Raw genomic sequence first — 19995 nt, forward strand, 5'->3', positions numbered from 1 at the left:
CCTCTCAAATCTGCCATTTTTTGCTTAATAAATTCTTATTAATAATTATTTAATAATTACCACTTGAATTATTGGCAATCAAAATAATATAACAAATATTCTTCTCACAATAGAAAAAGGAATTATCTCAAAGGGATAAAATGTAGCTTATCAATAAATAACTCTAAATAAGAAAAAAATCATCACAGATAAAAAACTAAATGAGAATTCACTAGACATTTAACAAGTCCATTAATTTACTAATCGGTTAATTGCCAATGAAAGAAAGACACCTTATTCATTTTAATTTTCTATCAATTTTATATTTAAACATACTGTTTTCTGAAACTTTTTGACAAAATTTAAAATCATTTTTATTCGATGCTCATTGTTAGTCAACTCTTTTAATAAAATGTTTTATCTTAAGTCCCATTGCAATCAATGAGGCAAAATAGACAAAAATCCCTACAATAACCAATAAAAATAATCGCCCCATACGAACCAACATTGAACCGGTTGACCAGTCAGGTAATAGCTGCGAACCAAACCATAACACTGTGGACATTAATATTACCGCAATAATGACTTTAATTAAAAAGTGATACCAACCAGGTTGGGGTTGATAAAGTTGTTTTTTACGCAGTTGCCAATACAATAATCCAGCATTAAAGCAAGCGGCTAAACCAATGGATAGTGAAAGGCCTGCATGCTGTAATGGCCCAATAAAAACGAGATTCATTAGCTGTGTTAAAATTAACGTGACAATTGCAATTTTGACGGGAGTTTTAATGTCCTGACGCGAATAAAATGCGGGTGCTAACACTTTAATTAAAATCAATCCAAGTAGACCAATAGAATAAGCCACTAAGGCTCGCTGTGTCATCAATGTATCATGTAAGGTAAATTGACCATATTCAAATAAAGTTGATATAAGCGGTAGAGAAATAACACCTAATGCAATCGTGCTAGGTAAAGCTAATAAAAAACAGAGGCGTAGGCCCCAATCTAACAGCTCCGAATATTGATTATGATCGCCTTTAGCAAAGCTCTTGGCTAACGATGGCAATAATATGGTACCTAATGCCACACCAAGTACACCGGCAGGGAATTCCATTAATCGATCCGCATAATACATCCACGAAACCGAGCCAGAAACGAGAAATGATGCAAAAATCGTATTAATAATTAATGATATTTGCCCAACAGATACGCCTAAAATTGCCGGCGCCATCTGTTTTAAAACGCGCCAAACACCGCTATCTTTAAAACTAATACGGGGCAATACTAGCATGCCAATCTTTTTTAAATAAGGTAGCTGATAGAGTAATTGCAAAATTCCGCCAACTCCAACCGACACGGCAAGTGCTAATACGGGAGGGTTAAAGTAAGGTGTTAAAAATAACGTGAATATAATCATACTCACATTGAGTAGTGTTGGCACAAAAGCGGGAACCGAGAAACGATTCCATGTGTTGAGTATAGCGCCAACAAGTGAAGCCAGTGATATAAAAAAGATATAAGGAAAGGTTATACGCAACATGGTCGTTGCAAGTTCAAATTTTTCAGTTGACTCTTGCATAAATCCTGGTGCTGTTAGCATAATAATAAAAGGTGCTGTGACAACACCAATTAAGGTAACAATAGCTAATACTAGCGTTAATAATCCTGCAATATAAGCAACAAAAGTACGCGTTGCTTCAATACCTTGCTGATTTTTATATTCAGCTAAAATAGGCACAAAGGCTTGTGAAAAAGCCCCCTCTGCAAAAATACGACGCAGTAAATTAGGAAGTTTAAAGGCAACAAAAAAAGCATCGGTCGCCATACCAGCACCAAAAAAACGTGCAATAATGGCATCACGTACAAAACCTAATACGCGAGAGACCATCGTCATTGAACTAACTGTGGCTAAAGATTTTAAAAGATTCATATTCAATTTATATACAAAGTATACAGCCTAAAACCGATAATTGAACATAGTCTACAAACTATTACTTTAAATCACCATGCTTTTTTCAATAAACTTAGCTTTTTACAAATCAAACTTATAGCTGATAAATTTAACCCTATTTTTTGCAAAAGTAATGCGTTGTATTACCTTGATAAACTTAGGTATCTAACCACCATTTAGAGCTAATAATGAATTTTCACCAAAATGAGGGCATATTATAGGTAGCCTTAATAAATGGGAATATGTTAATTAATATATTAAACTCTGATGTTTATTATTTTACTCAAAAACTACATTCTATTATTAAAACCAAGTAGTCAATATGTAATTTTATGATCGTACTTACAATTAACAAAAAAATGTAACAAAAGTGAATAATAGCTCGCAAATTAACCCTAATACCGTTTAAACGATATTAAAGATCAATGAGTACAATACTTAGCTACATGCGTATTAACGTTAGTTTAAAGATAAACTTATCTACAAGAATTGTAGTGTAAAAAAGCTTCAGATAAAAGCGTGTTTAAGTATAAAAATATAGCGATTTGTGTTATTTACCAGCATAATAAATCTGTGTTAAATTATCATTCCGAATAATATTTACACTAATTTTATCATGAATCAAACAACTAATCCGTCGCCGATAAGAACGGGTGGCTTTCTAAATACTATTGAACGAATTGGCAACAAAATTCCCGATGTAACAACACTGTTTTTTTATGCCTTAATTATCTGTTTTGTAGCTTCTTTATTACTCTCTTTTGTAAACTTTAATTACATTAATCCTGTTACGCAAAATAAACTTGTTGTTGTCAATATGCTGGCTCCCGATCATTTGGTCACTTTTTTTACCAAGATGGTGCCTAATTTTGTCTCGTTCCCACCACTTGGCATTACAATTGTGGCAACATTAGGTATTGGTATTGCTGAAAGTAGTGGTTATATCCATGTGCTACTTAAAAAATTATTGGCTATTACCCCTAAAAAATTAGTGACACCATCAGTTATTTTTGTCAGTATGGTTTGCCATATTGCTGCTGATTCGGCTTATGTGATTTTAATGCCTGTATCAGCAATGATGTTTTATGCAATCGGGCGTCATCCACTGGCGGGTATTGCAGCTTCATTTGCAGGCTTAGCTGGTGGTTTTAGCTCAAGTTATACACCGTCAATTATCGATCCAATTATGCAAGGCTTTACCCAAAGTGCCGCACAAATTATCGACCCCTCTTATCAAGTTAATGTCCTTTGTAACTACTTCTTGAGCTTTGGCGGTACCTTTTTTGTATTATTAGCTTGCTGGTTTGTTACCGATAAAATCGTTGAACCTCGTTTAAATGCAACCATGCCTTTAAATAATGATTTAAAGTTAGATAATATTGCCAATTCGCCAGCGATCACGCCAGTTGAAAATCGAGCATTTAAAGTCGCTTCAATTGTCTTTTTAGTGATTGCTATTGGTTTGGTTTTATTATTATTACCAGAAAACTCTTTATTACGTGCTCCTGATGGAAGTATGACAAGTAATAAAGCACCAATTATGCAAATTATTGTGCCACTATTGTTTATATTTTTCGCCATTCCAGGTTTAATACACGGTTTTATAACCGGAGCATTTAAATCGTCGCGCGATATTGTAAAAGCGATGGAGAACATCACAAAATCTCTTATTCCATTTATTGTTTTTGCGTTCTTTTGTGCGCAATTTTTATATGTCTTTTCTCATTCACAAATTGGAACATTAATTGCGATTAGCGGTGCTGAGTTTTTAAAAGCGTTGCATCTACCTTCAGTGGTCACAATCTTTGGCGTGATAATTCTAACAAGCATGTTAAATGTGTTAATTACCTCTGCATCGTCAAAATGGGCCATATTAGCACCGATTTTTGTACCAATGCTTATGTCAGTTGGCATCTCACCAGAACTAACGCAAGCGGCTTATCGTATCAGCTCGGCAGTTAATGTTAGTACACCTATGTTTGCTTTTTATCCTTTGATTATTGCTTATTGCCAGCAATACTGCAAAAACACCGGAGTAGGCACATTAAGTTCGATGATGATTCCTTATACCGCCGCGCTACTTATTGCATTAACGGTAAACTTATTGCTCTTTTGGTTCTTAGGTCTACCCATTGGTTTTGACAGTGGTTATGCCTATCCACCCGTAAATAATTAGTTGCCATAAGGAGTCAACCTAAGATGAATAATATTACCGAACAATTAGTTGAGCGTTTTTTACGTTATGTCAACGTTCCAAGTCAAAGTGCTCTTGGATGTGCGCATGTACCCTCAACCCCAGGACAAACAGAATTAGCCAAATTACTCAAACAAGAGTTGATCAAGCTTAATTTACAAGATGTTCACCTTGATGAGCATAGTATTGTAACGGCTAAACTACTAGGCAATAATCCAAATGCACCCAAAATTGGTTATGTTGCCCATCTTGATACGGTCGATGTTGCCTTATCAGATAAAATCAACCCACAGAGAGTGACCTTTACCGGTCAAGATATCCTGTTAAATAAAGATAAAAATATCTGGTTTAAAGTTGATGAACATCCTGAATTGAATAAGTATCTTAATGATGAATTGATTGTCACTGATGGAACAAGTGTACTTGGTGCTGATAATAAAGCCGCCATTGCCGTTGTGATGACAATGTTAGATCAATTACAACAACAAAACCTTACACATGGCGATATTTATGTGGCATTTGTACCTGATGAAGAAGTAGGCTTAAAGGGTGCTAAGAAACTTGATTTAAATCGCTTCAAACCTGATTTTGCTTATACAATCGATTGTTGTGAACTAGGTGAAGTTGTTTATGAAACTTTCAATGCTGGCTCTGCAACTATTGAAATTACTGGTGTATCTGCGCATCCAATGTCAGCAAAAAATGTTTTAATCAACCCTATCCGTGTAGCTAATGATATTATTAACTGTTTTGATAGTTTCGAAACACCTGAACATACCGCAGGTAAAGAAGGTTATTTTTGGTTTAATGATATTGTTGGTAATCAAAGTACCACAACATTAAAAATGAGTATTCGTGACTTTGATTTAGCTAAATATGAAGCACGTAAAGCTTATATCCAAGAAGTGGTGGGCTTTATTAGCCGAAAATATCCAAGGGCTAAAATTGAGTGTAAAATTACCGATACTTATAGCAATATAGCTAACTATTTGGGTAATGACCGTCGCTGTATTGATTTGATTTATCAATCATTTGAGCAACTCAATATTCAGCCAAATACGATCGCTATGCGGGGGGGAACGGATGGCTCAGCACTTTCTGCTAGAGGTCTTACAACACCAAATTACTTTACTGGTGCACATAACTTTCATTCGTGCTTTGAGTTTTTACCATTATCATCATTTCTTAAATCTTTTGAGGTAACGATGAAAATTATCGAATTAGCCGCCAAAGCTAAATAATATAAAAAAGGGGGATATCTCCCTTTTTCTCCCTTTTAAGCATACTAATAAATTTAGGGATTTATTCTGTTCAAGGTTCAAACATTGAAATAGTGTTAACTAAAAATGAAGTAATTGAAGATTGATGAGATAAATGGTGGGTCGTGAGCGATTCGAACGCTCGACCAACGGATTAAAAGTCCGCTGCTCTACCGACTGAGCTAACGACCCATTTGACAAAAACCACTTTACCTTTAATGCTTAAAGCTACAAGCGATTTCGGGTTGGTATAATACTTATAATTATAATACTACGCAACCCTTTTATTGCTATTTTCACCCAATAGCTGGTTATTTGTACATTTTACTTTAGTGATGCTAATTTTTTATTGGCACGATCAACTACATTTTTATCTTTGGGGTATTTATTTACCACTTGTTGGAAAACAGTTTTAGCTTTTTTAGTCTCCCCTTTATCAAGTAAAATTAATCCTACTTTATAAAGGCTATCAGCAGCTTTCGGAGAAGATGGAAAATCCTTTACTACGGTTGCATAATAAAATGAAGCATCGTCTCTTTTGCTTTGTTTATATGAAAGTTGTCCAAGCCAATAATTAACATTAGCTCGGTACTTAGATTTTGGATAAGTTTGTAAATACTTTTGGAATGCAGCAATCGTCTCACTATTTTGTTTGCCATCATTAACAAACTGAATTATAAAATTATAATCGGCTTTATCATCACCTGAAGTTCTCCATCCAGACAAATTTGATGGAGATGTTGATGGAATAGTGTCAACAGGTTGGACGGAACTATCTTGTTGTGAATCAAAACGGGTATTTGATGAAAATCCAGAACCATTATTCATTTGCTGAAAAATCATTTTTTGGCGTTCAATTATTTGATTAAGTTGGTATTTCGTTTCTTCTAACTGACCACGAAGGGTATCTACATCGGCTTGTAAATCGCTAATTTTTTGTTGGTTTTCTATCAATAATTGCCCTTGAGCTTGAATCGTTCGCTCTACGTCAGAACTACTTGCGGCACAGCCATAACCAGTGAATAATAAAAATAAGAACAATGTGAGTGTTTTTTTATGCATATTATTAAACTCGATGTGAACTTAAAAAACATAACGGCTGAATAATCAGCCGTTATAAGACGCTATTAATAACCAGCATAGGTTACTACAGCACGACGGTTTTTAGCATAAGCTTCTTCATCATGACCTAACACTGCTGGTTTTTCCTTACCATAAGAAACAATTTCCATTTGGCTTGCAGAAGCTCCATTACCTTGTAGATATGATTTAACAGCAGCTGCACGACGCTCGCCTAATGCAATATTATATTCTGGAGTACCTCGTTCATCGGCATGACCTTCAATAACAACTTTTACATTATTTGTACGAATAAATACAGCATGCGCATTTAATAATGTTGCATACTCAGATTTAACATTATATTTATCAAAATCAAAATATACCGTGTTGATTTGTTGTAATTTTTGAAGTTGCTCTAAAGCTTCTTTTGATAAAGAACCGTTAAAATTACCACCAGCATTGCTGCTACTATTAGATGAACATGCAGTTACAGCGATTAATGGTAAAGCAACCACGGCTACTTTAAGAAATTTAGAAAATTGCATTGTATTAACTCCTTTTTTAATAAATTATAACCTATATATCTAACCATCCTCAAAGTAACACCCGTTACCGCACCGAAAGATTAGAAGTATATATTATAACGACCTTATGCTTTACACAATTTTAATAATTACAATGTTGCATAAATTTCAATCTTTTCTTATAAATATGGCGACCATGCTGGGAATTTTACTTGCCCATCAGTTGCCGGCAACCTTGCTTTAAAATTGCCATCGGTAGAAACAATATTCAAAATTGTACCTAACCCTTGAGATGAACTATAAATAATCATAGTACCGTTTGGCGCAATGCTTGGCGTTTCATCTAAAAAAGTATCGGTTAAACGTTGATAAGTTTTTGTGTCCATATCATAGCGAGTAACATGTTGCTCACCATTATTGGTTGATATCATAGCAATAAAGGAGCCATCAGGAGACACTCGAGCATTCTGATTCTGCGTATTATCCCAAGTTATTCTTTGAGATGCACCACTATTGATATTGATACTATATAATTGAGGACGTCCGGCTTGGTCAGAAGTGTAGACAATAGTTTGATTATCTGGCATCCAAGATGGTTCTGTATCATTGCTACGACTAGAAGTGATTTGCGTGATTTTTTTGCTACTTAAATCCATCATATATAAATTTAAACTTCCTCCTTTAGATAAAGCAAAAGCTAATTTACTACCATCTGGAGAAAATGCTGGAGCGCCATTATGTTGAGGAAAAGATGCAATGGTTTGAACGGCGCCACTATCCAAAGTTTTTAACACCAATGCAGAATGGCCTCCTTCAAAAGTTACATAGGCTAATTTTTTGCCATCTGGTGACCAAGTAGGAGACATTAATGGTTCTTTAGAGCGATGAACAGTCATTTGATCATAACCGTCATAATCCGATACTCTTAATTCATGTGAAAAAGGTCCCTTAGTTGTTTTAACAACATAAGCAATTCGTGTTCTAAATGCTCCCTTAATACCAGTTAGTGTTTCAAAGATTTCATCACTAGCTGTATGCGCCGCATAACGAACCCAGCGTTTCTCAATAGAAAATTGGTTTTGTGCCAGAACTGTGCCAGGACGATTAACCGTATCCACTAATTGATAAGTTATAAGATATTTCCCCGAAGCATCGGGTTGAATCGAGCCAACAACAACAGCTGAAACACCAAGATTATTCCATACCGTAGGGGTAACCTCTGAAGCAGTTGTTGGTTTTTGAGGCATTTGATTAATTTCAACTGGATTGAACTTCCCACTATTACGCAAATCAGAAGCAATAATATCTTCAATGATTTGTGGAGACTCTCCACCGCCAGTCCATTTAAAAGGGGCAATAGCTATTGGTTTAGCAGAGCTCACACCATCAGTAATAATAATTCTGACTTCAGAATTCGCCATCGTGGTAAAAAATAAAATAAAACAAGTTGTCAAAAAGCGATAAGCAAATTTGATCATCTTAAATTCCTTAATAAAAACAAGAGATATTGAATTAAATTAAACATAAACCCATAAAAAACACAAAATAAACTCCTTTGAAAATTAATATACTGCCGATAATTAACTCCATATATTAAATTTTACAAACATCAACAAAATTACAGCCAAAAAGATAAACAATATAGGATAACAATTCCATAGCCTTTAAAATAAAAAATTTCTGTAAGATTAATGGTTTTACTTCATAAACTAAACAAAGTAGCAATAAAAATAATTATTTTAATTATGGTTGTCTATACTAATCCTATTTAAATAAGGTTTAAAGAGTTTGAAAAGATATTTTTATACATGAAAAAGAGCGGATATATCAAAAAGTTTATAATTGTGATCTCAACCATAAGGAAATGAGAATTTTGGTTAAAAAGATGCCATTATTTTTGGCAATTCTCACAATAAAAAGTATTACGCTGTCCTATTTTTTGTGATTTTATTTCTGTACCACAAATTAGGCATGGCTTGCCATCCCGTCCATAAACGAGTAACTCCTGTGCAAAATATCCAGGTTTGCCATCAGACTGAAGAAAATCCTTTAGTGTTGTTCCGCCTTGTTCAATTGATTTGGTAAGAACTTGTTTAATGGAAGCAACCAATCTTTCAAATTCATTAAATTGTAAAGTGTTGACTTTGCGATTAGGATTAATTTTAGCCATAAATAACGATTCAGAAGCGTAAATATTACCGACTCCAACCACAATATGATTATCCATAATCCAGCTTTTAATGGGTACTTGACGATTTCGGGCTTTTTCGAATAGATATTCCACCGTAAATTCATTACTTAAAGGCTCTGGTCCCAAATGTTGTAATTGAGATATTTCGCCTAATGAATTTGCCCAAAGCCAAGATCCAAAACGCCTAGGATCGGTATAACGTAATATGACGCCATTTTCTAAAATTAAATCGATATGATCGTGCTTTTCTGCTTTTTGGCAGTTTTGTAAAATACGTAAACTGCCTGACATTCCCAGATGAATCACAATCCAATTGTTAGATAGCTGTAATAATAAATATTTTGCACGCCGTTTTATATCTAAAATAACTTGTCCATGAGCATTACTTATAGCCCTATCCACTGGCCAGCGTAATTTAGATTGTCGAATAATAATTTTATCTATAGTTTGTCCCTTTAAATACGGTAAGATGCCTCGGCGACTTGTTTCAACTTCTGGTAATTCAGGCATATTTTCCCCCTAGTTATTTAATAGGTCTGTAACCCAAGTTGGCGCTTGCTGAGCAGGAACTGACTGGTTATTGCTAGTACATAAGCTCTGAGGATTAATCGTCCATACCGGTAAAGAGCGAATGCCACTTCCATTACATTGCCACTGTCCATCACTATCAATAGGTACCATAAAAATATTTTGAGGTTGTGGCGGTACTAATTTCTTTGGTAGGTTATTTTGTAAATATGCACTATAAATTTTTAAGGCGCCAGTTGCCCCTGTCAATTTCATTGGGGAATGATCATCTAAACCAATCCAAATAACAGCAACATTTTTACCGTCAATCCCTGTAAACCAGCTATCACGAGAATCATTACTTGTTCCTGTCTTAGCCGCTAAATTAAACGAACCATATTTAGCTTTTAATGAACGAGATGTCCCCGAATTAACCACTTGTTGCATAGCATAAGTCGTTAAATAAGCCGATTGTTGAGATACTGCCTGAAGCTGTTGTGGATAGCTTTGATAAACAAGCTCACCTTTATCCGTCAATACATATCTTAAAATAGAAAGTGGAGAACGTTGACCATTATTAGCTATCGTTTGAAACATCTGTGCTGTTTCTAACGGTGTTAATTCTAAAGCACCAAGTAACCTTGATGGTAAATTAGGTATACGCTCTGCTGGTACGCCCAACGCTTGTAAAGTATTCTTTGTTGCATCAAGCCCCAATGCCATGCCTAAATTAACAGTCGGTACATTGAGTGAAAGCGCTAGGGCATCAACCAACATAACACGACCGCGGAATTTACGATCATAATTTTTCGGTTCCCAATACCCCCCACCATCAAGCTTAATCGATAAAGGATTATCGTTAAGCCAAGTATTAAGTTGGTAATGATCGGGTTGTCCAAGTGCGGTTAGATAAGTTGACGGTTTAGCTAATGAACCTATTGCTCGCTGAGTTAACCAAGCACGGTTATAACCCGGATAACGAGGTTCTGCGCTACCAATAATTGAGCGAATTTCCCCAGTCTCACGACTCACAATCACCATTGCTGTTTGTAATTCTTTATTGGTTAATGTACGCAGTTTCTCAATTTCGTTAGTGACCGCTTGCTCTGCAGCGGATTGAGCCACAGGATCAAAGGTGGTAAAAATCTTCATACCAGACAAATGATCTGCTTTATCACCTAATTGTTTCCGAAGCTCACTACGCACAACTTGCATAAATGCTGGTTGTGGCGAAATCACACCACCTTTGGGTAAAACAGATAGTGGGCGCTGACTTAATAAAGTATACAACTCATCATCAATAATACCTTGCTGCTCAGCAAGTTTTAAAACCACATTACGACGTTCGATAACTTGTTGAGGTTGTGTCCAAGGATTATATAACGAAGCACCTTTTACCATACCAACTAGTACTGCTTGCTGATCCAATGTAAGCTCATTAACTGGACGACCAAAATAGTAAAGACTTGCTAATGGGAAGCCATGAATCTCCTCACTACCCGCTTGTCCAAAATAAACTTCGTTTAAATAAAGTTCTAAAATACGCGCTTTACTATAACGGCCATCCAAAATCAGTGCCATATAAGCTTCGCGTATTTTACGGTTTAAACTACGCTCATTAGTTAAAAAAAGATTTTTGACGGTTTGCTGAGTTAATGTACTACCACCTTCGGTACGGCCTGTTGTTAAATTAACAAAAATAGCACGACCTATAGAATATAGACTTACACCATGATGATCATAAAAACGTTTATCTTCCGTTGCAACTAATGTTTGTAACAAAGAATCAGGAAACTCCTTTAATGGAACAAATAACCGTTGCTCGCCATTTGGAGAATGCATCATAGTAATTAATTTAGGATCAATTTTAAGCAATCCAAAATCACGTCCTGTTTCTAGATTTGTGATACGATCAATACGATTTTCATAGAAAGTGATTCTAACTCTAAACGCTTGCTCCTCACCATCAGGAAAAGTAAAAGGTCGACGGTAAACTTCAACCGCATCATTACTTACAATAAACTCACCTGGGCGAGTCGCTTTAGTATCTTGCTGACGATATTGAGCACCAACTAAAATTGTAACCACATCATTTAAACTATATTCACTATCAGGCTCAAGATCAATAATTTGACCATAAACTGCAGCCGGCAACTCCCACACATTACCATCAATCCGCTCTTTGATTTGTTGATCGAGATAGACACCATAAATAATAGCTACTGAAGCAAAAACGAGAAATAACTTAAATAATAATGTTAAAAATCTACGCCAAAGTGTAGTCTTTTTATTTTTTTTAGACTTTTTAGCAGATCGCTTTTTTGTTGTTTTAGTTGATGTGTTCAAACTGCACCTAACATTTATTATTCAATAATAATTAGCTTATGATAACATAATTTTTTAAGGATACCTTGCCCTTCTTTTTGTAAAAAAATTTCAGGTAATGGGATGTTTAAATATAAAATAAATATATAAATTTAAAAATTTAGCTGTGAGCTAATACTTTTAACTTTTGACAAGAACGCCTTTTTCGACTTACCTGTTAGTCCTTCCGAAATAGGTAAGCTTGCCGTTAATGGATTAACAGGTTTATTATTAATATGTAATTCAAAGTGCAAATGCGGGCCTGTGGAACGACCTGTGTTTCCTGATAGTCCAATTTTATCGCCTTGCTTAATTTGCTGACCTGGTTTGACTAAAATTTTATCCAAATGCATATAAGTTGTCATATACTGCCGACCATGCCGAATAGCAATATAGTTACCAGCTGAACCACTATACTTAGCAATGACTACTTCACCATTACCAACGGATAATACAGGCGTGCCACGCGATACCGCAAAATCAACACCATTATGAGGCGTGACAACACCGGTAACGGGATGTAAACGGCGTGGATTGAAACCTGACGAAACCCTGGCTTGCTTAGCTAAAGGGTAACGAAAAAAACTTTGCGATAAGCTGCTACCATTAATATCATAATATTTACCATCATCAGCTAAAATAGCATAATAATCTTTGGTTCCATTTTTAATACGAACACCTAACAACTGACTATTAGATAAACTTTTACCATGCATTTCTCGTGTTAAAATGACTGAAAATTTATCACCAACTTGTAATCGACGAAAATCTAAACGCCACTGTAAAGCGCGAGTAATAATTCCAATTTCATTACTGGTTAACCCACTTTTGCGAGCATCAGCAACAAAACTAGTTTTTATGTCACCTTTTATAACAATATCTTGTGGCACAACTTCAATTGTTTCGGAACTTTCTACAAAATTATCGCCCGATTTTTCATAGATTCGAATATTATTACTTGATATTGCCCAACTAAAAGTTAGCAAATTATGATTATCATCAGTCGTCCAACTAATTTGTTGACCTATCCTTAAATTTGCTAGTTGCTTAAATTTTGTCGTTAATTGATAGATATCATTTCGATTAACATTATAGCGAATTAAAATATCATGCAGAGTATCACCGCGCACAATAGTATATTGTACAGTGTTATCTTTATCATCAACGATGTCATCTAATTCATCTTTAACAATCTCATCTTCAGGAACATCAGATGATTCAGTAACAGTAGCAGATTTCCCATTTACTATCTCAACTATTCCATCACCAACAACAGAAGAATGAGCATTATCATTTACAGTAGTTTCAACTTGAGGCGTTAATGGAACATACAGCGTTCGTTCCAAATTGAGTGGAAACCACAAAGCGGTAAATAAAATAACAATAAAAAGAACTCCCAATATTGAAAAATAGGGAATTTTAAAATTATTTTTTTCAATAACAGGGGATTTTTTTTTCCTTGCCAAAATTAACCTTACTATTTATTACTAAAACTAATTTTTATCTAAACAATCCAACAGTTGCTGTGTTAAATTTGATAAAAATTGTGAATATGCATCTTTTGAAAGAGCTATACTCGTTCCTAATGGATTCAATTCTCCAATTCGAACATCTGTTCCATTCACTAATTTTTCAATAACTGCAGGGCTAAACTGTGGCTCACGAAATACACATACTGCTTGGTGTTCTTTGAGCTGCTGTTGAATAGCATAAACTTTTTGAGCGCCAGGCTGAACTGCTGGATTTATAGTAAAACTGCCTAGCTTTTTTAATCCAAACTGCGCTTCAAAATACCCATAAGCGTCATGAAACACAAAATACCCTCTATTTTGTACGGTAATTAGTTTTTTTGCAATGTTTTGTTCTGTTTCTGCAAGCTTAATGTTGAATTCGTCTAGATTTTCGTCAATTAATGCACTTTTATCGGGATACAGGATAATAAGCCTATCATGGATTGATTGAGCAATAATCTTAGCAATTTTAGATGAAAGCCAAATATGCTCATCATATTCACCATGGTGATCTTGCTCAGCGGCATCATGAAAATGTAAATCTTCATCCTTATGCTCATCATGACTAGTTCGAAGCAACAATTTAATCTCTGGTATTGCCATTAATTCAATTTGCTTGTTCGAATTAATATTCTTTAAAATTGTTGGCATAAAAGCTTCCATATCTTCACCAACCCAAATCACAAGTTCTGCTGATTTAAGTTTAGTCAAATCAGATGGTTTTAAATAATAGGTGTGGGGAGATGCACCATCAGGAAGTAAAATATCAGTATCAGTCACTCCTGAAGCAATGGCTTCAGTAATAAACCCAATGGGTTTTACAGACGAAATAACTTTCGCATTAGCGTAATTAGCGATACTTTGTATAAACACTAATGAACCAAGTATCATTAAAAAATAGGCTAATTGTCTACTCTTTCGTACAATATATTTTTTCACATCATTATCCTATATTTATAAAATATGGTGGAATAGAATTATTTATTGTTATAATATAACATAACATATTTATAGGCAAGAGCTCTTAACAAGATGAAACCACTCATTTCGCTTGATAATGTATCGGTAGAAATTGACCACAAAAAAATATTATATGACGTTTCGTTAGTAATACATCTTAATCAAATTATTACATTAATTGGACCTAATGGTGCAGGTAAATCGACTCTAGTAAAAGTCATTTTAGGTTTAGTTCCACATACTTCAGGAATAATCAAGCATTCAGCTAATTTAACAATTGGCTATGTGCCGCAATCAATCAACTTAAATTCAACTCTTCCTATTACTGTGAAACGTTTTATGCGCTTAAATAAGCACTTAAATAACGAGGATATTGTTAACATATTATCCATGGTAAAAGCTGAATATTTGATCAACACATCGATGCATCAATTATCCGGAGGAGAATTACAGCGTGTTTTACTAGCTCAAGCCTTAGCAAAGAAGCCTCAATTATTGATTCTTGATGAACCAACTCAAGGAGTGGATGTCAATGGTCAGGTACTATTATATGATTTAATTGCTAATGCAAAAAAACACTTTAATTGTGGCATATTAATGGTTTCGCATGATCTTCATTTAGTCATGGCAAAAACCGATGAAGTAATCTGTTTAAATCATCATATTTGTTGCTCTGGTACACCAGCTGTTGTGTCTAATGATCCTGAGTTTATTTCTCTCTTTGGTCGACACGGAGCATCACAAATCGCCGTTTATAAACATCATCATAATCACCAACATGATTGGTGCAAACACAATATTGAGTAAAATAAGACAATTTTTTGCCTAGTTATGGAGAGAAAAATAATGATTGAGTTACTATTACCATCTTTATTAGCAGGATTATGCTTAACCAGCATAACTGGCCCTTTAGGTGCTTTTGTTGTTTGGCGTAAAATGTCCTATTTTGGCGATACTCTATCCCATGCAGCTTTACTTGGTATTGCATTAGGCTTTTTACTCAATATCAATTTATTTTATGCAATCATTTTTGTGACCCTTTTACTAGCTTTAGGATTACTTTGGTTAGAAGCTCAAAAACAACTTCCAATTGATACTTTACTTGGTATTTTAGCTCATAGTGCCTTATCGCTTGGTTTAGTAGTAATTAGTTGTATGGATAATATTCGTATCGACCTGATGGGATACTTATTTGGCGATCTTTTATCGGTAACTTATTCAGATCTTTATCAAATTACTATTTGTGTAGCATTTATTGGCGCTTTATTGCTTTGGCGATGGAATGACATTTTATTTATTACTGTGAGTGAAGAGTTAGCTTTTAGCCACAGTATTAATGTACAAATGACAAAATTACTTTTGACTTTACTTTTAGCATTAACAATAGGCCTATCAATGAAATTTGTTGGGGCACTAATTATTACCTCTTTGCTGATCATTCCAGCCGCAACAGCCAAATATTATTCAAAGACTCCCGAAGCAATGGCGTTAATTGCAATAATAATTGGTATGTTATCAGTCAGTTCTGGGCTGATGTTGTCATTTATTTACGACACGCCAACAGGCCCATCAATAGTATTAAGTAATACTTGTTTATTTTTTATATCATTATTTATTTCAAAACTAACTCTAAATAAAAAAAATTGAAATTATTGCAAAATCGGCTCATTTATTGTGTGGCATATCCATTAATAAAAAAGCTTTAATGGTTGGATCAATATTCTCAAATATCATAATGATACAATTCAACATGTTGATAATTAAAAACTATGTCACTTGCAATTATTTATACTCGAGCATCTATTGGAATACAAGCCCCCTTAATAAACGTTGAAGTTCATATTAGCAATGGATTGCCAGGCTTTGTTTTAGTAGGTCTACCTGAAGCAACTGTTAAAGAAGCTAAAGATCGAGTTAGAAGTGCTATTATTAATAGTGGTTTTAACTTTCCAGCTAAAAAAATAACGGTTAACTTATCTCCAGCAGATCTACCAAAAGAAGGAAGCCGCTTTGATTTACCAATAGCTATCGCTATTCTTGCCGCTACCGAACAAATTCCGACAGATAATTTATTACATTATGAGTTTTTGGGTGAGTTAGCGCTCTCAGGAAATATTAGAGCTGTCAAAGGAGCAATCCCAGCAGCTATTTCTTCTAAAAAGAAAAATCGCACCTTAATTATTTCAGTAGAAAACCAATCTGAAATTTCTTTGATTCACCAAAACAATACATTAATCACTAAAAATCTACTAGAGTTATGTCAATATTTATATAAAGAAATTGATTTACCAACAGTTCAATATCGTGAATATCAAGATATTGATAATAACTTAGCTAATCTACAAGATATAATTGGGCAGGAACACGCCAAAAGAGCTTTAGAAATTGCGGCAGCAGGAGGCCACAATTTATTATTAATTGGACCGCCTGGAACGGGTAAGACGATGTTAGCGACTCGTTTAACATCTTTATTACCCCAATTATCTGATGATGAAGCACTTGAAAGTGCAGCAATAACTAGCCTTGTTAGTTCAAATGGATCAATTAAGAACTGGCGTAAGAGACCCTTTAGATCACCTCACCATAGCGCATCAATCGCAGCACTAGTTGGAGGAGGCACGATTCCCAAACCAGGAGAAATTTCACTAGCACATAATGGAGTATTATTTTTAGATGAATTACCTGAATTTAATCGAAAGGTATTAGATGCTTTGAGAGAACCCATTGAATCTGGTGAAATCATCATTTCAAGGGCAAATGCAAAAATAAAGTTTCCTGCTAAGTTTCAGTTAATAGCCGCAATGAACCCAAGTCCAACAGGACATTACCAAGGAACACATAATAGGACGACTCCACAACAAACTATACGTTATTTAAATCGGCTTTCAGGACCATTTCTTGATAGATTTGATATTTCTATTGAAGTTCCTTTATTACCAAAAGGTACACTAAGCCAAAAAACTACTTCATCAGAATCGACAGAAACGGTAAAAAAGCGAGTTTTACAAGCAAGAAATATTCAGTTTAAGAGAAGTAAGAAATTAAATAGTCAGTTAAGTACAAATGAAATTCAAAATTACTGTCAATTATCAAATGAAAATAATGAATATTTAGAACAGGCATTGATTAAATTAGGACTCTCTGCTAGAGCATGGCATCGGATATTAAAAGTATCGCGCACAATCGCTGATTTACACTTATCAGAAAACATAGAAAGAATACACATTTCAGAAGCATTAAGTTATCGTTCTATGGATCGATTATTAATTCAATTACATAAAAACATTGGTTAAATTGTAATAGTTTTTATTTAATCTGACGTTTGGGTTATTTTATAACACAAAAAGGAGAGTCAGAAATGAATCAAACAGCAAAAATCATTAAACCTAAATGAGGACTTTGAGAACTTGTTAAACAGTTGGGTAACATTTAACAAACCTGTAAGGTAATGGGCTATAGCGGTGATAGTTATTATCATTTAAAAAAACTTTATAAGTAAGGCAGACAGCTGGCACTTCAAGAAATTAATCGTAAAAATCAAATCATCCCGTAAAGCTTACCGTAAGATAGAAAGCCAACATCTTAGTTACTTAGATGCACAAGACACTTATTCTTTGAAGCATATCAAAAGGATTGATAAAATATACTAATAAATGGTCGAAAAGCAGTTCATGCTTATAGGCTTGATATCAATTTAGAGAAAACTGAGCAATTGCTTAAATTTTATAATAAGGAAAGTACACTTTCAGGTAAGTACTGTTATGTAAAAAACACCGTGACAAACTTGGATGGCGGCAAAAAAGCTTGTCAGGAGAAGCAATTGGATAATTTATTATATTCATCGGAAGCTCATTTGGCTAAAATGAAATCCGATGAATAATTATTGCATATCAGATTAATTTTGAACTACTACAGTTAAAAAAATTAGTCATCATTATCTACAAAATCATCAGTCACATCAACTTGTGGTTTTCCGCCGGATAATGTATGAAATCGTTTTGGTTTATTTATACGAGAAAGATATTTCAGCCACGTTTTTTCAAAATCAGTAGTTGGTTCTTTTTTACCTTTGCAAACGGCTACAAATGATTTTTCTTCTGCTGTAGAAGGTTTTCTGGTTTCTGCATCAAGATCTTTAAAAGCACAACCATGCTTTTCTAAAATCAAAGCTTCCTTGATAGTAAAATCCCCATGACGGGAAAAACCTCTTGGATAATTCTTAGTATCAAAAAAACGTTGTTGACTTACAAAACTCTCAGCCATATTCTATCCTCTAGATTGTAAAAGTATTTTGGCGGGAATTATAATTAACTAAGCTAATCTGTAAACAAAATTCTTTTATTTATATGGATGAAAAAGACTAAATGACTAAAATTAGAACAAATTATCATTTTTTTGGCAGGGGCGGAGAGTCTCGAACTCCCAACACCCGGTTTTGGAGACCGGTGCTCTACCAATTGAACTACGCCCCTAAATAAGGTGGCGGAACGGACGGGGCTCGAACCCGCGACCCCCTGCGTGACAGGCAGGTATTCTAACCAACTGAACTACCGCTCCACCGAATTTGGTATGTATTTAAATATTTAAAAGTCTGGCGGCACCCTACTCTCACATGGGTAATACCCACACTACCATCGGCACTACGGCGTTTCACTTCTGAGTTCGGCATGGGGTCAGGTGGGACCACCGCGCTATTACCGCCAGACATATCCTGTCTTCTCTTCTTCTACATCAATGATGCTATAATAAAATATTATACCTCTTCACCATCAATATCTCAATCCAGAACAAACTGCTTTATCATTCTTTAATCAACCTCAGTCAACCTAGAATATTAAAAACTCTCGCGTAACCCCAAAACAACTCCGAGTTGTAAGGTTAAGACTCTCGGTTCATTAGTATCAGTTAGCTCAATGTATCACTACACTTACACACCTGACCTATCTACGTCTTAGTCTCAAACGGACCTTACTGAATCTCTTCAGGGAAAACTCATCTCGAGGCTAGTTTCGTACTTAGATGCTTTCAGCACTTATCTATTCCGCACGTAGCTACCGGGCAATGCAATTGGCATCACAACCCGAACACCAGCGGTGCGTTCACTTCGGTCCTCTCGTACTAGAAGCAAACCCTCTCAATTTTCCTACGCCCATGGCAGATAGGGACCGAACTGTCTCACGACGTTCTAAACCCAGCTCGCGTACCACTTTAAACGGCGAACAGCCGTACCCTTGGGACCTACTTCAGCCCCAGGATGTGATGAGCCGACATCGAGGTGCCAAACACCGCCGTCGATATGAACTCTTGGGCGGTATCAGCCTGTTATCCCCGGAGTACCTTTTATCCGTTGAGCGATGGCCCTTCCATTCAGAACCACCGGATCACTATGACCTACTTTCGTACCTGCTCGAGCCGTCACTCTCGCAGTCAAGCTAGCTTTTGCCATTGCACTAACCTCCTGATGTCCGACCAGGATTAGCTAACCTTCGTGCT

General features: G+C 35.2%; 14 protein-coding genes, 3 tRNA genes, 2 rRNA genes and 1 pseudogene. 6 read left to right on the forward strand and 14 right to left on the reverse strand.

Annotated features, from left to right (window positions below):
* Window positions 1-370: 370 nt before the first annotated feature.
* On the reverse strand, window positions 371-1909 hold the full coding sequence (gene murJ, locus A9G22_RS03970) for a murein biosynthesis integral membrane protein MurJ (protein ID WP_065585682.1): 1539 nt from the start codon (window positions 1907-1909) through the stop codon (window positions 371-373).
* Window positions 1910-2546: 637 nt separating this feature from the next.
* Here murJ and A9G22_RS03975 point away from each other — a divergent pair.
* Together A9G22_RS03975 and pepT are read left to right on the forward strand one after the other, a co-directional pair.
* Entirely contained in the window at window positions 2547-4106 is a 1560-nt protein-coding gene (locus tag A9G22_RS03975; protein ID WP_065585681.1) for an AbgT family transporter, read from the forward strand.
* Between the two features lie 23 nt (window positions 4107-4129).
* The gene (gene pepT, locus A9G22_RS03980; RefSeq protein ID WP_065585680.1) at window positions 4130-5365 is read left to right on the forward strand and encodes a peptidase T; all 1236 of its coding nucleotides are present in this window, start codon (window positions 4130-4132) and stop codon (window positions 5363-5365) included.
* Window positions 5366-5499: 134 nt separating this feature from the next.
* On the opposite strand, the gene A9G22_RS03985 is transcribed toward pepT, so the two are convergent.
* From A9G22_RS03985 to znuA, 8 genes are all read right to left on the reverse strand, one after another.
* Window positions 5500-5575, reverse strand: a tRNA-Lys gene (locus A9G22_RS03985).
* Between the two features lie 132 nt (window positions 5576-5707).
* Complete coding sequence (gene ybgF, locus A9G22_RS03990; protein WP_065585679.1) at window positions 5708-6445, reverse strand: tol-pal system protein YbgF; 738 nt, start codon at window positions 6443-6445, stop codon at window positions 5708-5710.
* A 65-nt stretch (window positions 6446-6510) separates the two neighbouring features.
* On the reverse strand, window positions 6511-6990 hold the full coding sequence (gene pal / locus A9G22_RS03995) for a peptidoglycan-associated lipoprotein Pal (protein WP_065585678.1): 480 nt from the start codon (window positions 6988-6990) through the stop codon (window positions 6511-6513).
* 158 nt (window positions 6991-7148) lie between these two features.
* A complete protein-coding gene (tolB, locus tag A9G22_RS04000; RefSeq protein WP_065585767.1) occupies window positions 7149-8444 on the reverse strand; it encodes a Tol-Pal system beta propeller repeat protein TolB in 1296 nt (431 codons plus the stop codon).
* Window positions 8445-8860: 416 nt separating this feature from the next.
* Window positions 8861-9670: a bifunctional DNA-formamidopyrimidine glycosylase/DNA-(apurinic or apyrimidinic site) lyase gene (gene mutM, locus A9G22_RS04005; RefSeq protein ID WP_065585677.1), complete on the reverse strand. Its 810-nt coding sequence runs from the start codon at window positions 9668-9670 to the stop codon at window positions 8861-8863.
* Between the two features lie 9 nt (window positions 9671-9679).
* Entirely contained in the window at window positions 9680-12013 is a 2334-nt protein-coding gene (gene mrcB, locus A9G22_RS04010; RefSeq protein WP_065585676.1) for a bifunctional glycosyl transferase/transpeptidase, read from the reverse strand.
* Between the two features lie 131 nt (window positions 12014-12144).
* Window positions 12145-13497, reverse strand: coding sequence for a murein DD-endopeptidase MepM (gene mepM / locus A9G22_RS04015; protein WP_065585675.1), 1353 nt, complete (start codon window positions 13495-13497; stop codon window positions 12145-12147).
* Between the two features lie 27 nt (window positions 13498-13524).
* Window positions 13525-14433, reverse strand: a complete 909-nt coding sequence (gene znuA, locus A9G22_RS04020; protein ID WP_141669969.1) for a zinc ABC transporter substrate-binding protein ZnuA — start codon at window positions 14431-14433, stop codon at window positions 13525-13527.
* Window positions 14434-14574: 141 nt separating this feature from the next.
* Here znuA and znuC point away from each other — a divergent pair, with 141 nt between their 5' ends.
* From znuC to A9G22_RS11625, 4 genes and pseudogenes are all read left to right on the forward strand, one after another.
* Window positions 14575-15309, forward strand: a complete 735-nt coding sequence (znuC, locus tag A9G22_RS04025) for a zinc ABC transporter ATP-binding protein ZnuC (protein WP_065585674.1) — start codon at window positions 14575-14577, stop codon at window positions 15307-15309.
* 39 nt (window positions 15310-15348) lie between these two features.
* Window positions 15349-16149 carry a zinc ABC transporter permease subunit ZnuB gene (gene znuB / locus A9G22_RS04030; protein ID WP_065585673.1) on the forward strand — a complete coding sequence of 267 codons (801 nt, stop codon included), beginning with the start codon at window positions 15349-15351 and terminating at the stop codon, window positions 16147-16149.
* Between the two features lie 122 nt (window positions 16150-16271).
* Window positions 16272-17795, forward strand: coding sequence for a YifB family Mg chelatase-like AAA ATPase (locus tag A9G22_RS04035; RefSeq protein WP_065585672.1), 1524 nt, complete (start codon window positions 16272-16274; stop codon window positions 17793-17795).
* Between the two features lie 65 nt (window positions 17796-17860).
* Window positions 17861-17998, forward strand: a pseudogene (locus A9G22_RS11625) (IS481 family transposase); the annotation flags it as partial.
* A gap of 428 nt (window positions 17999-18426) precedes the next feature.
* Here the strand turns inward: A9G22_RS11625 and A9G22_RS04040 are convergent.
* The 5 genes from A9G22_RS04040 to A9G22_RS04060 form a co-directional block, all read right to left on the reverse strand.
* On the reverse strand, window positions 18427-18765 hold the full coding sequence (locus tag A9G22_RS04040) for a DUF413 domain-containing protein (RefSeq protein WP_065585671.1): 339 nt from the start codon (window positions 18763-18765) through the stop codon (window positions 18427-18429).
* Between the two features lie 133 nt (window positions 18766-18898).
* Window positions 18899-18974, reverse strand: a tRNA-Trp gene (locus A9G22_RS04045).
* Between the two features lie 8 nt (window positions 18975-18982).
* A tRNA-Asp gene (locus A9G22_RS04050) sits at window positions 18983-19059 on the reverse strand.
* A gap of 32 nt (window positions 19060-19091) precedes the next feature.
* A 5S ribosomal RNA gene (rrf, locus tag A9G22_RS04055) occupies window positions 19092-19207 on the reverse strand.
* 169 nt (window positions 19208-19376) lie between these two features.
* A 23S ribosomal RNA gene (locus A9G22_RS04060) occupies window positions 19377-19995 on the reverse strand; the annotation flags it as partial.

Source organism: Gilliamella sp. App2-1 (assembly GCF_001690255.1).
GTDB classification, from domain to species: domain Bacteria; phylum Pseudomonadota; class Gammaproteobacteria; order Enterobacterales; family Orbaceae; genus Gilliamella; species Gilliamella apicola_G.

Coding starts and splice junctions, on each gene's coding strand:
- murJ (WP_065585682.1), bottom strand. CDS start 1,909: ATGAATCTTTTAAAATCTTTAGCCACAGTTAGTTCAATGACGATGGTC.
- A9G22_RS03975 (WP_065585681.1), top strand. CDS start 2,547: ATGAATCAAACAACTAATCCGTCGCCGATAAGAACGGGTGGCTTTCTA.
- pepT (WP_065585680.1), top strand. CDS start 4,130: ATGAATAATATTACCGAACAATTAGTTGAGCGTTTTTTACGTTATGTC.
- ybgF (WP_065585679.1), bottom strand. CDS start 6,445: ATGCATAAAAAAACACTCACATTGTTCTTATTTTTATTATTCACTGGT.
- pal (WP_065585678.1), bottom strand. CDS start 6,990: ATGCAATTTTCTAAATTTCTTAAAGTAGCCGTGGTTGCTTTACCATTA.
- mutM (WP_065585677.1), bottom strand. CDS start 9,670: ATGCCTGAATTACCAGAAGTTGAAACAAGTCGCCGAGGCATCTTACCG.
- znuA (WP_141669969.1), bottom strand. CDS start 14,433: ATGATACTTGGTTCATTAGTGTTTATACAAAGTATCGCTAATTACGCT.
- znuC (WP_065585674.1), top strand. CDS start 14,575: ATGAAACCACTCATTTCGCTTGATAATGTATCGGTAGAAATTGACCAC.
- znuB (WP_065585673.1), top strand. CDS start 15,349: ATGATTGAGTTACTATTACCATCTTTATTAGCAGGATTATGCTTAACC.
- A9G22_RS04035 (WP_065585672.1), top strand. CDS start 16,272: ATGTCACTTGCAATTATTTATACTCGAGCATCTATTGGAATACAAGCC.
- A9G22_RS04040 (WP_065585671.1), bottom strand. CDS start 18,765: ATGGCTGAGAGTTTTGTAAGTCAACAACGTTTTTTTGATACTAAGAAT.